This is a genomic window from Pseudomonas sp. RIT-To-2 (assembly GCF_029623465.1).
In the GTDB taxonomy this organism is placed as follows: Bacteria; Pseudomonadota; Gammaproteobacteria; order Pseudomonadales; family Pseudomonadaceae; genus Aquipseudomonas; species Aquipseudomonas silvicola.
In genome coordinates, this window is record NZ_JAPYKM010000020.1 from 25,575 (window position 1) to 38,828 (window position 13,254).

Here is a 13,254-nt window from a genome sequence, read left to right on the forward strand (position 1 = left end):
AAAAGCGCCGTTGATGCGGTGTTGGCTATAAGCGCACCACCGCGTCGTGAGCTTCCCGAGCGGGCTCAGTCCTGGAGCGGTTTGCCTGCAGGTTCCGCGAGGCCGGTGGCCTGGCGGTATTGGCGAGGGGTAAAGCCGGTCAGGGTCTTGAACTGGCGGGTGAAGGCACTGTGGTCGGTGTAGCCGCAGTGCAGGGCGATGTCGGTGATCGGCAGGTCGGTATGCAACAAACGGTGGGCATGCTCCAGCCGCACTTTGTGGATCATCTGCCGCGGCGTCAGGTGGAACACGCGCTTGCAGTAGCGTTCCAGCTGCGCCACCGAAATACCGGCGATGCGGGTCAGCTCGCCCATGCTGACGTTGCGGTGGAAATGCGTGCGGATGTAGTCGTCCACCGCCGCCAGGCGCTGGTAAGCCGGGTGGCTGTCGCTGGCCGATTGCAGGTCCACGGAGATGCCTGCCAGGCCAATGATCTCATCTCGGCGGTTGTAGATGGGCTGTTTGTGGGTCAGGCACCAACCTGGTTCCCGGCTGCCGTAGAGGTGCATTTCCAGCTGGTCTTGCAGCACCCGGCCGTCTTCCAGTACCCGCCGGTCCTGCTCGGTGTAGCCCGGCCCCAGTTGCGCCGGAAATACGTCGGCGCTGGTCTTGCCCAGCAACGGTTGCAAGCGCTTGAAACCACAACGCTGCACCAGCGTGCGATTGGCCATGACGTAGCGCGCCTGAAGGTCCTTGATGAAGATCACCGCGTTGGGAATCACGTCCAGCATGGGTAGCAGGGGCGCCACCCCGGCCAGCATGTGCTGCAGGTTTTCCGGGCGCTGGCAGGCGTGGTCAGGGCACAGGAACGCCAGGGCATTGTGGTCCATCAGGGGCTCTCCCGCCGTAGGGTGAGCGCAGCTTGCCCCAGCCAGGGTGGGCCTGTCCAGCCGGGGCCGAACACACCATTGTGCCGATTTCGTCATCGCCGATGACGAAAAGCATCAAGCCCCGACAGGCTGTTCGGTTCACTGTAGCCGCACGTCCAATAACAACTGCCCCTCGGGGCTACCTGCGACATCACTGCCGATCAATAACACACAAAAAGGCGACGCTATGTCAGGTTCAGGCAAGTTCAAGAAACAACTCTCCCTCACCGACCTTACCTTTATAGGCCTGGGCGCCATCTTCGGCTCCGGCTGGCTGTTCGCGGCCAGCCACGTGTCCACCATCGCCGGCCCCGCGGGGATTCTGTCCTGGCTGCTGGGTGGCTTCGCGGTACTGCTGCTGGGCATCGTCTACTGCGAATTGGGCGCCGCCCTGCCCCGCGCCGGTGGCGTGGTGCGCTACCCGGTGTACTCCCACGGCCCGTTGATGGGTTACCTGATGGGCTTCATCACTATCATCGCCTTCTCCAGCCTGGTAGCCATCGAAGTGGTCGCCGCCCGGCAGTATGCCGCGGCCTGGTTCCCGTCCCTGACCCAGGCCGGCAGCAGCAACCCGACACTGGCCGGCTGGCTGCTGCAGTTCGCCCTGCTGGTGCTGTTCTTCCTCCTCAACTACTACAGCGTGAAGACTTTCGCCAAGGCCAACAACTTCATCAGCCTGTTCAAGTTCATCGTGCCGTTGCTGGTGATCGGCGTGCTGTTCACCTTCTTCAAGCCCGAGAACCTGACCGTGCACGGCTTCGCCCCGTTCGGCCTGTCGGGTATCGAGATGGCGGTGTCGGCCGGCGGCATCATCTTCGCTTACCTGGGGCTGACGCCGATCATCTCGGTGGCCAGCGAAGTGAAGAACCCGCAACGCACCATTCCCATTGCGCTGATCCTCTCGGTGTTGCTGTCCACCGCCATCTACGTACTGCTGCAACTGGCCTTTCTGGGCGGTGTGCCCACTGAAATGCTGGCCGACGGCTGGAATGGCATCAGCAAGGCCTTCTCCCTGCCCTACCGCGACATCGCCCTGGCCCTGGGCGTGGGCTGGCTGGCGTACCTGGTGGTGGCCGACGCGATGATCTCGCCCAGCGGCTGCGGCAACATCTACATGAACGCCACGCCACGGGTGATCTACGGTTGGGCCCGCGCCGGCACGTTCTTCAAGGTGTTCACCCGCATTGACGAAAAGTCCGGCATTCCGCGCCCCGCCCTGTGGCTGACCTTCGGCTTGTCGCTGTTCTGGACCCTGCCGTTCCCGTCCTGGGAAGCGTTGATCAACGTGGTCTCCGCCGCCCTGGTGCTCAGCTACGCGATCGCGCCGATCTCGGTGGCCGCCCTGCGCCGCAACGCCCCAGGCATGCCACGGCCCTTCCGGGTCAAGGGCTTCGCGGTGCTGGGCCCCGTGTCATTCATCATCGCCGCGCTGATCGTCTACTGGTCGGGCTGGGCCACCGTATCCTGGCTGCTGGGCCTGCAGATTCTGATGTTCGTGGTGTACCTGCTGTGCCACCGCCTGGTGCCCACCGACCACCTGAACATCGGCCAGCAAGTGCGCTCCTCGGCCTGGCTCATCGGTTTCTACGCCGTGACCATTCTACTGTCGTACCTGGGCAGTTTCGGTGGCACCGGCGTGTTGGCGCACCCTTATGACACCGTGGTGGTGGCCGCCTGCGCATTGGCCATCTACTACTGGGGCGCCGCCACCGGTGTGCCCAAGCACCTGGTACGCCTTGAGGCGGACGACGCCGAAAGCGAAAGCGGCGACACCGCCGACTCCCGGGCCACCGCCAACCCCACCTACTCGAACTGGAAAGCCTCATGAAACAGGTCCATGTCATCGACTCTCATACCGGTGGCGAACCCACTCGCCTGGTGATGAAAGGCTTCCCCACCCTGGCCGGCAGCACCCTGGCCGAACAGCGCGATTATCTGCGCGAGCACCACGACCGCTGGCGCCGCGCCTGCCTGCTGGAGCCGCGGGGCAACGACGTGCTGGTGGGGGCCCTGTACTGCCCGCCGGTATCAGCGGACGCCACCTGCGGGGTGATTTTCTTCAACAACAGCGGCTACCTGAACATGTGCGGCCACGGCACCATCGGCCTGGTGGCCTCACTGCAACACTTGGGACTGATCGGCCCTGGCGAACACCAGATCGACACCCCGGTGGGCCAGGTCAGTGCCACCCTGCACGACGACGGCGCCGTGACCGTGCGCAACGTGCCCGCCTACCGCTACCGCCAGCGCGTGCCGGTGGACGTGCCCGGGTTCGGCCAGGTGCACGGCGACATCGCCTGGGGCGGCAACTGGTTTTTCCTCGTTGCCGAGCATGACGAAGACATCCGCCTGGGCAATGCGGAGCGCCTCACAGCCTTCACCTGGGCCATCCTCAAGGCGCTGGAAGCCCAAGGCATTCACGGTGAAGACGGTGGCCTGATCGACCATGTCGAGCTGTTTGCCGCCGATGAGAACGCCGATAGCCGCAATTTCGTCATGTGCCCCGGCAAGGCCTACGACCGCTCCCCCTGCGGCACCGGCACCAGCGCCAAGCTGGCCTGCCTGGCCGCCGACGGCAAGTTGGCCGCAGGTGAACGCTGGGTGCAGGCAAGCATCACCGGCAGCCAATTCGAAGGCCGCTTCGAATGGGAAGGCGAGCGCATTCGCCCCTCGATCACCGGCCGCGCCTACATGACCGCCAACAGTACGCTGCTGATCGACGAACAGGACCCTTTTGCGTGGGGCATCTGAGCCCCCGCGTTTTTCTTGCCATCCGATACCCGACTGAACACTGGAAGGAGTCACCATGAGCGACAACATTTTCACCGGTTGCATGCCGGCCCTGATGACCCCCTGCACTGCCGCGCGCACCCCTGATTTCGACGCGTTGGCGGCCAAGGGCCTGGAACTGATCGACATCGGCATGAGCGCCGTAGTGTATTGCGGCTCCATGGGCGACTGGCCGCTGCTGACCGAAGCTCAGCGTCAGGAAGGCGTTGCCCGCCTGGTGGCTGCCGGCGTGCCCACCATTGTCGGCACCGGCGCGGTGAACACCCGTGAAGCAGTGGCCCATGCGGCCCACGCCGCCAAAGTCGGTGCCCACGGCCTGATGGTGATTCCGCGCGTCCTGTCCCGGGGCGCTTCGCCAGCGGCCCAGAAGGCCCACTTCGCGGCCATTCTGCAAGCCGCGCCAACGCTGCCGGCAGTGATCTACAACAGCCCCTATTATGGTTTCGCCACCCGCGCCGACCTGTTCTTCGAGCTGCGTCGCGAACACCCCAATCTCATCGGTTTCAAGGAATTCGGCGGCGCCGCCGACCTGCGTTATGCAGCGGAGAACATCACCTCCCAGGACGATGACGTGACCCTGATGGTGGGCGTCGACACCCAGGTGGTGCACGGCTTCGTCAACTGCAACGCCACCGGCGCCATCACCGGCATCGGCAACGCCCTGCCCCGCGAAGTACTGCAACTGGTGGCGCTGAGCAAGCAAGCCGCCAAGGGCGACGCCACGGCACGGCGCCTGGCCCGCGAGCTTGAGTCGGCGCTGGCGGTGCTGTCCTCCTTCGACGAGGGCTGCGACCTGGTGCTGTATTACAAGCACTTGATGGTGCTCAACGGCGACCACGAATACACCCTTCACTTCAACGATACCGACGTGCTCAGCGCTGCCCAGCGCCGCTACGCCGAAACCCAGTACGCGCTGTTCCGCCAGTGGTACGCCACTTGGTCGGCCGAGCACAACCTGGCCTGAGCCCACGGCTGGCCGGCATCACTGGCCAGCCCCTCTTTTCAAGGACACCCCATGACATTGACAGGCAAGAGGCTGATCGGCCAGCAGGCCGTGGCTGGCAGCGGCACGGCGATCCACGCCATCGACCCCAGCACCGGGCAGGCGCTGGCGCCCGCCTGCCGAAGCGGCATGGGCGACCGTGTGGCCCAGGACAACCCACTGGGGTTGCCCCGCCTGCTTGACGGCCGACGGGAAGCCTGACCATGGGAGCCACTGGTTTTTGCGCAAGCAACGCGCCCTTGTGCACTGAAATTGCCGTGGTCGGCGCCGGCATCATCGGTGTCACCAGCGCCCTGGCCTTGGCCCGTCAGGGCCATCAGGTACTGGTACTTGATGCCCAGGGTCCGGGGTTGGGTGCCTCTTACGGCAACGCCGGGCATCTGGCCACCGAGCAAGTGTTTCCCATCGCCGACGTGTCGATTCTCAAGCGCTTGCCCGGGATGCTTCTGGACCCCATGGGCCCATTGCGCCTGGACTGGCGCTACCTGCCCAAGGCGATGCCCTGGTTCACGCGCCTGCTGCTCAACCTGCGCCCGGCGCCGTACCAGCGCACGGTGGCCGGTATTCGCGCGCTCAACGAGGCCAGCCTGGGCGCCTGGCAGCGCCTGCTGCAGTCCATCGAACGGCCGCAACTGCTACGCCATGACGGCTCGCTGCTGGTGTTCGAGCGCCCGGAATCGCTGCCTGCCATCGACGCGCTGCACGCGCGCATGCGCGAGCAGCAAGTACCGGTGGAATCATGGCAGAGCCAAGCGGTGCGCGACGCCGCGCCGCAACTGAGTGAACACCTGCAAGGCGGTTTGTTCTTCCCCGAAACCGGGCATTTTCTGGACCCTTACCGGCTAGTGGATGAGCTGGTGAAAGCGGCCAAGGCCCAGGGTGTGCGCTTTGTTCAACAGCAGGTGAACAGCGCGCACTTCAATGACGGGGGTGTGGTGCTGGCTTCCGACCTGGGCAGCGTTCACGCGCGCCGGGTGTTGATTGCCTGCGGTGCCCACTCGGCGCCACTGACCCGCGCGCTCACCGGCAAGCGCGTACCCCTGGACACCGAACGCGGCTATCACCTGATGCTGCCCCATGAGCATGGCCGCCTGCCGTTCGCGGTCACCTCGCTGGAGCGCAAGTTCATCATGACGCCCATGGCCGAAGGCCTGCGGCTGGCGGGCACCGTCGAGTTCGCCGGCCTGGCGCGGCCACCGACCCCGGGCCGGGCCGAGCAACTTCATCGTTTGAGCCGGGGCCTGTTCAAGCGCGAACTGAATGCCGAAGCCGCCACGCCCTGGATGGGGTTTCGCCCCTCCCTGCCGGACTCGTTGCCGGTCATCGACAGCCTGTGCGACGGGCGCGTGCTGCTGGCCTTCGGGCACCAGCACCTGGGGCTGACCCAGGCTGCGGTGACGGCCCAAATGGTGGCGGCGCTGGCAGCTGGGCAACCAGCGCCGTTGGCGTATCGCGTGAGCCGGTTTTAGCGAGTTTGCGTCCCTCGGTAGGACCGGGCGCCAGCTCGGGAAGCGGACGGCGCGGTGTATCAGGCACAGCGCGGTGCGGCCTTCCCGAGCTTCGCCCGGTCCTACAGCCCCCTACCGGCCCTGCCATACTCGGGGGAGTCAGGCAGGTAGCACGATGTAGTCGTTGTGCTGTACCACGCCCTGATGCGGCGCTTCGACCAGGTGAATGTAGCGCCCACCCACCAAGTCGATGGCCAGGCAGTCGTCCACGTCCATCAATGCGTCGGTGTGGCCCTTTTGCCAGTGGGCGAGCATCTGGCGCTTGCCTTTGGCTTTCGCTTCGTTGGGGTCATGGGCGACCACCAGCAGGTATTCATGCGCCTCGCCAAACGATTGGTCTTCATAACCACCCAGGTTGATGAAATACAGTCGCGGCGCGCCGGGCGCCGGCGCCAGGGGGCTGAGCTCGACTTTCCAGCCTTCCACGCCGTCGACCTTCATCCACGAATCGATGTGCAGGCCGGACTGGCTGCCAAACCAGGCCTGGCGCAGCTGCGGGTAGGTTGCCTGGAGGGTATCGGCGACGGCGAAGGCGACGTCGTGCACCTCGATACGGGCGCGAGGGTGTTTGCCACCCAGCATGACGATGAAAAGCATTGGGGGTATCCGAACTCTGAACGACGATGATGGTAACCGCTGAACCTCCAGCAGGCGACAGGGACCATCGTCTTACTTGAATGCGCGGTGTCTGCGACGCGGCCAGGTCCGTTGCTGCAAGCAAGCAGCAGGCCTGGCCCGTCACAGCACCGCAGGCAGTCCGTCAGTAACGCTCTTCGATAGGCGCCCACTGGCTACGGGTGCGGCCGGCCAGGGCATCCCAGGCGACGACCAGCACCAGGCTGCCACCCAATACCGGCAGGGCCAGGCCGAGCGCAATGGCCACGGCCAGCACGCCGATGCGCTGCGCCGGGGTCAGGGCGCGACACGCGGACACCAGCCCCTGGGGCCGGGTCTTGCCAATGACCAGGATCGGCCGACGGCGCCACCACAGGACATACCCCCACACCACCATCACCACCAGGCCGCTGGCGAATGCCACCAGCACCACCTGGTTGGCCACCCCGAACAGCCCCCCCATGTGCGCGTCGATGCCCCAGCGAGTCAGCTTGGCGGCCATCGGGTAGTCGGCGAAACGCACGGTACTCACCACCTTCAGGGACGCCGGGTCGATGGCCGCGGCGTCGACATGGGTGGGCCAGCGCCGATCGATCTCGGTCACCGTCCAGGCTTTGCCAGCGGCCGCAGGCGGGGCAATTTCCACCTTGGGTGAACCAATGTCGGCGGCGCGGGCACTGGCCAATACCTGGTCGAACAGCCCCGGGTCGGTCAGGGCCGGCATCGCGGCCATCGTCATGCCGTGATGCTGGGCATGTTCATCCATGGGCATGCTCATCGCCATGGGCTGGCCCAGCTCGGTGCTCACGCTGGGCGTCGACCAGCCCCACCAGCCGCGCAGCACGCCAATGTTGCCGCCCGCCCACTGCGACCAGGTGAGCCCCGTGGCCGAGAAGAACAGCAGGCCCACCAGCAGCCACAACCCGGTGGTGGCATGCCAGCGCCGCAGCGCACTGGCCTTGCGCCGCCGCTGGGCCAGCCACAGCGCCACCCCGCCCAGCGCAGCTACCCACAACCAGGACGCGGCCAGCTCGCTGTACAGGCGGCCCACATCCCCCAGCAACAGCCCACGGTGGAACTGGTCGATCCAGGTACGCAAAGGCAACACGCCGCTGGTGCCGTATACCGGCAGGTCACCGCGTACCTGTGCCGTCACCGGGTCGATGAAGATGGCCCGGTTGGCCGAAGCCCCCAGGCCCGGCTGGTTGAACATGACGCGGGTGGTTTCACCCTCGCTGGGCGCCGGACGCAGCGCCGCCACCCGTGCCGTCGGCCCCACCACGGCCTGCGCCGCTACCACCTGGGCCGCCAGGGATAACGCTGGCCCGCGGCTGGCGGTGTGAAGCGCCTGGTCATACAGGTGGTTCTCCAACTGCGGCGTCAGGGCATACAGCACCCCGCTCAAGGCGGCCACCAGCAGGAACGGCCCTACCAGCAGGCCGACGTAGAAGTGCAAGCGTTTCAACAGGGCAAGCAACGGCCCCGGCGCCCCAGGCGCCGTTTTCAGAGCATGTTCAGACATAGGTTCACCACAAGGGGCAACCGCGCGCCAGCGCGCAGGCCCGGTAGTCAAAGAGGTCGGAAAAACAGACGGGGCCGAAGGCTCAAGGGGCTTGTGGCTGAAGGGCGGGAATCAGGTAGCGCGGCGGTGGCCGTACCGGCCCGAGGGGCGGTGGCAGGGCCACGCGCAGGCGGCGAATCAACCAGCCAAGGGCGAGGAAGAAGATCAGCGCCAGGGCTACGGTGGCCGCGAACGAGCAGGCATTGTCCATGCTCTTGATGGCAGTGGGCGCCATGTTCATCTTGCCCATGTCGCCCATGCCCGGCATGTCGGCGTGGGCCATGGCGCGCTCGACCTTGGCCGGCTGGGAAAACGCACCCAGCATCTGCCCGTGGCACAGGCTGCAGGCCAGGCCGTTGCACAGGATGAAGGCGAACAGCATCCAGGCAATCAGCGAGCGGTGGTTACGGGCAAGGGTCATGGGCGGGGAATGTACCATTTTGGCGCGCCACCCGACAGGGCAGCGTGTCGTGATTGGAATCAGCCGCGCCGCTCACGCATAACCGCCCCTTGGCCCGTATCCGTACAGTAACCCTGCGCTTTCGCGTCGCCATACAGGGACCGTAGAACAATGACCAGCCCGCCGAACAGCCAACTGTCGCAAGGCTTCAAACCCCGCCACGTCACCATGCTGTCGATCGCCGGAATCATTGGCGCAGGCCTGTTCGTCGGCTCCGGCCACGCCATTGCCGCCGCAGGGCCAGCCACCCTCATTGCCTATGCCCTCTCCGGCCTGCTCGTGGTGCTGGTGATGCGCATGCTGGGCGAGATGGCCGTGGCCAACCCCGACACTGGCTCATTCTCTACCTACGCCGACCAGGCCATCGGCCCGTGGGCCGGTTTTACCATTGGCTGGTTGTACTGGTGGTTCTGGGTGCTGGTGATTCCCATCGAGGCACTGGCCGCCGGGCATGTGCTCAACGAGTGGTTCCCGGCCGTCGACGCCTGGGTGTTCGCCCTGCTGTCGGTGGTGCTGCTGGCCGTGACCAACCTGTTCAGCGTGGCCAAGTACGGCGAGTTCGAATTCTGGTTCGCGCTGATCAAGGTCGCCGCCATCATCGCCTTCATCGGCCTGGGCGCCGCGGCGGTGATGGGCTGGCTGCCCGACCGCCAGGTCAGCGGGCTGAGCCGCCTGATGACCGAACACGGTGGCTTCGCCCCCAACGGTTTGTCCGCGGTGGTCGGGGCGTTCATCACCGTGATGTTCAGCTTCATCGGTACCGAGGCCGTGACCATCGCCGCCGCCGAGTCCAGCAGCCCGGCGCGCAATATCGCCAAGGCCACCCGCTCGGTGATCTGGCGCATTGGCATTTTCTACTTGCTGTCGATTGCCGTGATCATTTCCATCGTGCCCTGGGACGATCCTCTGCTGGCGTCGGTAGGCTCCTACCAGCGCGCCCTGGAGCTGATGAACATTCCCCATGCCAAGCTGCTGATGGACATGGTGGTGCTGGTGGCGGTCGCCAGTTGCATGAACTCCTCGATCTACATCGCCTCGCGCATGCTCTACTCCCTGGGCCGCCGCGACGAGGCCCCGCGCCAGGTCAAGGTAACCTCAGCGGGTGGGGTACCCCGGGCGGCGGTCGTCGCCAGTACCGTGATCGGCGCGGCCATCACCGTCATCAGCGAATTCGCACCGGCCGGGCTGTTCCAGTTCCTGCTGGCCAGCAGCGGCGTGATCGCCCTGCTGGTGTACCTGGTGATCGCCGTGTCGCAGTTGCGCATGCGGCGGATGCTGGTGCGCAGCCACGTGCAACTGAATTTCAAGATGTGGCTGTTCCCCTGGCTGACCTACGCCATCATCGTGTTCATCACCGCTGCACTCGGCGTCATGCTGGTGACGCCGCAGCACCGGGCCGAAGTGACCACCACCATGGGCCTGGCGCTGATCATTTCGTTGCTGGGCATCCTCACCGCTCGCCGCCATTCGGCCCCGGCCCTGGCGGCCCGGCACACCGTGTAGCAGCAACTGCCTTCAGCCCTGCGCTTTGCCCAGCATCTGCGCGACCTTGCTTTCCAGGTCCACCAGTTTGAAGGGCTTGGTGAGTACCTGGGTCAAACCCGTGCTGAAGCCTTCGCCCAGCACCATGCTTTCCGCGTAGCCGGTGATGAACAGCACCCGCAGCGCGTCCAGGCGCTGGCGCGCGGCATCGGCCACTTGCCGGCCATTGAGGCCGCCAGGCAGGCCAACGTCGGTCACCAGCAGGTCGATCACCGCCCCCCTTTCCAGGACGCGCAAGGCTGAAGGCCCGTCTTCGGCTTCCAGCACCTGGTAGCCCGCGGCCCTCAGCGCGTCGATCACCGGCAAGCGCACCGTCGCCTCGTCGTCCACCACCAGAATCCGCGCGTTCTCGGGGCGGCGGAGCACCACAGGCAGTTCGCTGGGTTCACTGTGAGGTTCGACCCGGCCGATGAAGCGTGGCAACAGCAAGCGGAACCGACTGCCCGCGCCCTCCTCGGAAATGACCTCGACCTGCCCGCCTGACTGGCGCACGAAGCCGTGCACCATCGACAACCCCAGCCCGGTGCCCTGGCCGATGGGCTTGGTGGTGAAGAACGGGTCGAAGATGCGCTTGATGTCCGCGGCGGCAATACCGGTACCGGTATCGGACACGGTCACCGCCACGTACTCGCCGGCCGCCAGTTCGAGGCGGCTGGCGGCGAAGGCATCGAGCTCCACCATCTGGGTGGTGATGCTCAGTTGGCCGCCATCGGGCATGGCGTCACGGGCATTGATGGCCAGGTTCAGCAGCGAGCTTTCCAGTTGGGCGGCGTCGATCTTGGCGATGCCCAAGGCCGGGTCGGTGCTGATGTGCACCGCGATGGCAGGGCCAACCGCTCGGCTGATCAGGTCTTCCATGCCATCGACCAATTCGTTGATGGCAGTGGGCTTTGGGTCCAGTGTCTGGCGGCGGGAAAACGCCAGCAGCCGCTGAGTCAGAGCCGCGGCACGCTTGGCGGACACGTGGATGGCGGCGAGCAGCTTGGCGACGCTGGCGGGCTGCTCCTGCCCCAGCTTGCGTTCCAGCAGCTCGGCACTGCCAAGAATGCCCGCCAGCAGGTTGTTGAAGTCGTGGGCGATGCCCCCGGTGAGCTGCCCCAGCGCTTCCATCTTCTGCGACTGGCGCAGGGCCTCATGGGTATGGACCAGTTCCTGAGTGCGCTGGGCCACACGCTCCTCGAGGTGTTCGTTGGCCTGTTGCACCTGGCGAAACAGCTGGGCGTTGTCGATGGCGATGGCGGCGTTGGCCGCCAGAGACACCATCAACCGTTCGTGCCGGGCGGTGAAGCGCCCAGGCTGGGGGTGGCCGAAGAACAGCCCACCGAGGACCTTGCCGGTACGCGACACCACGGAAATGGCCAGGTAGCTGCGCACCGGCAAATGCCCCCTGGGCATCCCCCGGTGAGGCTCCGACAGCCCGTAGCGGGGGTCGGCGAGAATATCTTCGGAACGCACCACCCCCTCGTTCAGGAAGGTGGGGGAGAAGATCGCGGTGGCACGCGGGTGCCCCAGTTTCTCGAAGTCGGCGCGCTCGGCACCGGACAGGGTATACAGTTTCAGGTATTCGCCCGTCTCGTCCAGCACGTTGTGGAAATAAGCGCCGAACGCGGCATCGACCAGGTCGGTGCCGGCATCGGTGAGCGCCTGGACGATGCGTTCCAGATTGAGGTCGCTGGCAAAGGTGGAATTCAGTGCACGCAGAATGCCCAGGGTGCGGGTTTCCTGTTCCAGCGCGTTTTCGGCTTGTACACGGTCGGTGACATCACGGCCCTGGTTGAGAATACCCACCACCGCGCCCTGTTCATCGCGCAGTGGGGTGAGGCTGTAGTTCCACCAGGTTTCAATGCGTTGCCCATCACGCAGGATAGGCAGCATCTGCTCATAGACCGATACCCCTTGCCCGGTCTCGAACACCCGGTCCAGTTGCGGGCCCAGAATGTGCCAGAAGCCGGGCCACACGTCACGGGCCGGCTGGGTCAGCGCCCAGGGGTGCTGGTCGGCCGCCAATGGCAGCCAGGCGTCGTTGTACAGCACCAGGCAGTCGCGCGACCAGAAGATGGCGCTGGGTACCGTGCAGTCCAGGCACAGCGCCACGGCCCAGCGCAACGGCTGCGGCCAGTCCTGGGGAGCGCCCAGCGGCGAGCCGCGCCAATCGAATGTGCGCAGGCGCTGGCCCTGCTCCCCACCGGACGACAGGAAGTGAAGCGTGGCGGCAACGGGCGAAGCGGTCTGGGACATGATGGGGTTCGGCTGGCCGGGAAAGTGCAACTCTACCCAAGAAGCGCTGCAAGGCACAGCACGAAGGCGCAACATCTGCTACACCCTAGTATTGCCGTGGATCAATGGCAGGCGCCATGGGTTGCGGTACAAGGACATCAGCGGCCCTCGTCGCTGCTCAAGGAGGATTCACGCATGGCCAATGTCAAACTGCTCGCCGGTGATTTTCTGCACGGCGAAGCCCACTACCACGACGGTTTCCTGAACCTGCAGACGCCGCTGGTGCCCTGGCCCGGGCTGAACCTGCCGGTGGCCGCCATCGACAGCCTGGAGGCAGTGGGCGGCGACGCGCAGATCACCTTCATTCTCGCCCTGAAGGATGGCCGCAAGCTGAGCGGGCTGACCGACGCTGCGACCTTCGACCGCCTCAAGCGGCGCCACACCGCCTGAGCCCGCTCAACCGGTGACCCGCAGGATGGCCTCGATCAATTCGGCGCAGGGCACCGGCCTCTGGCGCGGCTTGCTGTGGCAAAAACTGGAGCGTTCATTCAGCGGCGACGGTCTGTCGCCAAAGGCGGGAGGACATGACAAAACAAGCATGACGGGATGCGCCCCTTGCAGGCGCACCCCGTGTTACATCAGGCGGTGCG

Annotated in this window: 12 protein-coding genes; 7 read left to right on the forward strand and 5 right to left on the reverse strand. The window is 65.7% G+C overall.

From position 1 onward, the window contains the following. Nucleotides 1-65 precede the first annotated feature (65 nt). Complete coding sequence (locus tag QBK88_RS18280) at nucleotides 66-869, reverse strand: AraC family transcriptional regulator (protein WP_277963126.1); 804 nt, start codon at nucleotides 867-869, stop codon at nucleotides 66-68. A gap of 226 nt (nucleotides 870-1,095) precedes the next feature. Between QBK88_RS18280 and QBK88_RS18285 the strand changes: the two genes are divergently transcribed. The 5 genes from QBK88_RS18285 to QBK88_RS18305 are packed head-to-tail and all read left to right on the forward strand — an operon-like array spanning nucleotide 1,096 to nucleotide 6,170. Next, nucleotides 1,096-2,736 carry an APC family permease gene (locus QBK88_RS18285; RefSeq protein ID WP_277963127.1) on the forward strand — a complete coding sequence of 547 codons (1,641 nt, stop codon included), beginning with the start codon at nucleotides 1,096-1,098 and terminating at the stop codon, nucleotides 2,734-2,736. After that, nucleotides 2,733-3,659, forward strand: coding sequence for a 4-hydroxyproline epimerase (locus tag QBK88_RS18290; protein WP_277963128.1), 927 nt, complete (start codon nucleotides 2,733-2,735; stop codon nucleotides 3,657-3,659). Before QBK88_RS18285 ends, QBK88_RS18290 begins: the two co-directional genes overlap by 4 nt. A 55-nt stretch (nucleotides 3,660-3,714) precedes the next feature. Then, nucleotides 3,715-4,662, forward strand: coding sequence for a dihydrodipicolinate synthase family protein (locus QBK88_RS18295; protein ID WP_277963129.1), 948 nt, complete (start codon nucleotides 3,715-3,717; stop codon nucleotides 4,660-4,662). 51 nt (nucleotides 4,663-4,713) lie between these two features. After that, nucleotides 4,714-4,902: a hypothetical protein gene (locus tag QBK88_RS18300; protein WP_277963183.1), complete on the forward strand. Its 189-nt coding sequence runs from the start codon at nucleotides 4,714-4,716 to the stop codon at nucleotides 4,900-4,902. 2 nt (nucleotides 4,903-4,904) lie between these two features. Then, nucleotides 4,905-6,170 (forward strand): NAD(P)/FAD-dependent oxidoreductase, encoded by a 1,266-nt coding sequence (locus QBK88_RS18305; protein WP_445764956.1) that lies wholly within the window; start codon nucleotides 4,905-4,907, stop codon nucleotides 6,168-6,170. 138 nt (nucleotides 6,171-6,308) lie between these two features. Here QBK88_RS18305 and QBK88_RS18310 read toward each other — a convergent pair whose 3' ends face one another. The 3 genes from QBK88_RS18310 to QBK88_RS18320 all read right to left on the reverse strand — a co-directional run bounded on the left by QBK88_RS18310 (nucleotide 6,309) and on the right by QBK88_RS18320 (nucleotide 8,806). Continuing rightward, nucleotides 6,309-6,806 (reverse strand): DUF1543 domain-containing protein, encoded by a 498-nt coding sequence (locus tag QBK88_RS18310; protein ID WP_268140933.1) that lies wholly within the window; start codon nucleotides 6,804-6,806, stop codon nucleotides 6,309-6,311. A 163-nt stretch (nucleotides 6,807-6,969) separates the two neighbouring features. Further along, nucleotides 6,970-8,346: a PepSY-associated TM helix domain-containing protein gene (locus QBK88_RS18315; RefSeq protein WP_277963131.1), complete on the reverse strand. Its 1,377-nt coding sequence runs from the start codon at nucleotides 8,344-8,346 to the stop codon at nucleotides 6,970-6,972. An 82-nt stretch (nucleotides 8,347-8,428) separates the two neighbouring features. Then, nucleotides 8,429-8,806 carry a DUF2946 domain-containing protein gene (locus QBK88_RS18320; RefSeq protein WP_277963132.1) on the reverse strand — a complete coding sequence of 126 codons (378 nt, stop codon included), beginning with the start codon at nucleotides 8,804-8,806 and terminating at the stop codon, nucleotides 8,429-8,431. A 150-nt stretch (nucleotides 8,807-8,956) separates the two neighbouring features. Here QBK88_RS18320 and QBK88_RS18325 point away from each other — a divergent pair, with 150 nt between their 5' ends. Then, nucleotides 8,957-10,348, forward strand: coding sequence for an amino acid permease (locus QBK88_RS18325; protein WP_277963133.1), 1,392 nt, complete (start codon nucleotides 8,957-8,959; stop codon nucleotides 10,346-10,348). Between the two features lie 12 nt (nucleotides 10,349-10,360). Here QBK88_RS18325 and QBK88_RS18330 read toward each other — a convergent pair whose 3' ends face one another. Further along, nucleotides 10,361-12,625 (reverse strand): ATP-binding protein, encoded by a 2,265-nt coding sequence (locus QBK88_RS18330; RefSeq protein WP_277963134.1) that lies wholly within the window; start codon nucleotides 12,623-12,625, stop codon nucleotides 10,361-10,363. Nucleotides 12,626-12,799: 174 nt separating this feature from the next. On the opposite strand from QBK88_RS18330, the gene QBK88_RS18335 reads away from it, so the two are divergent. After that, nucleotides 12,800-13,054 (forward strand): hypothetical protein, encoded by a 255-nt coding sequence (locus QBK88_RS18335; RefSeq protein ID WP_268140920.1) that lies wholly within the window; start codon nucleotides 12,800-12,802, stop codon nucleotides 13,052-13,054. Nucleotides 13,055-13,254 lie beyond the last annotated feature (200 nt).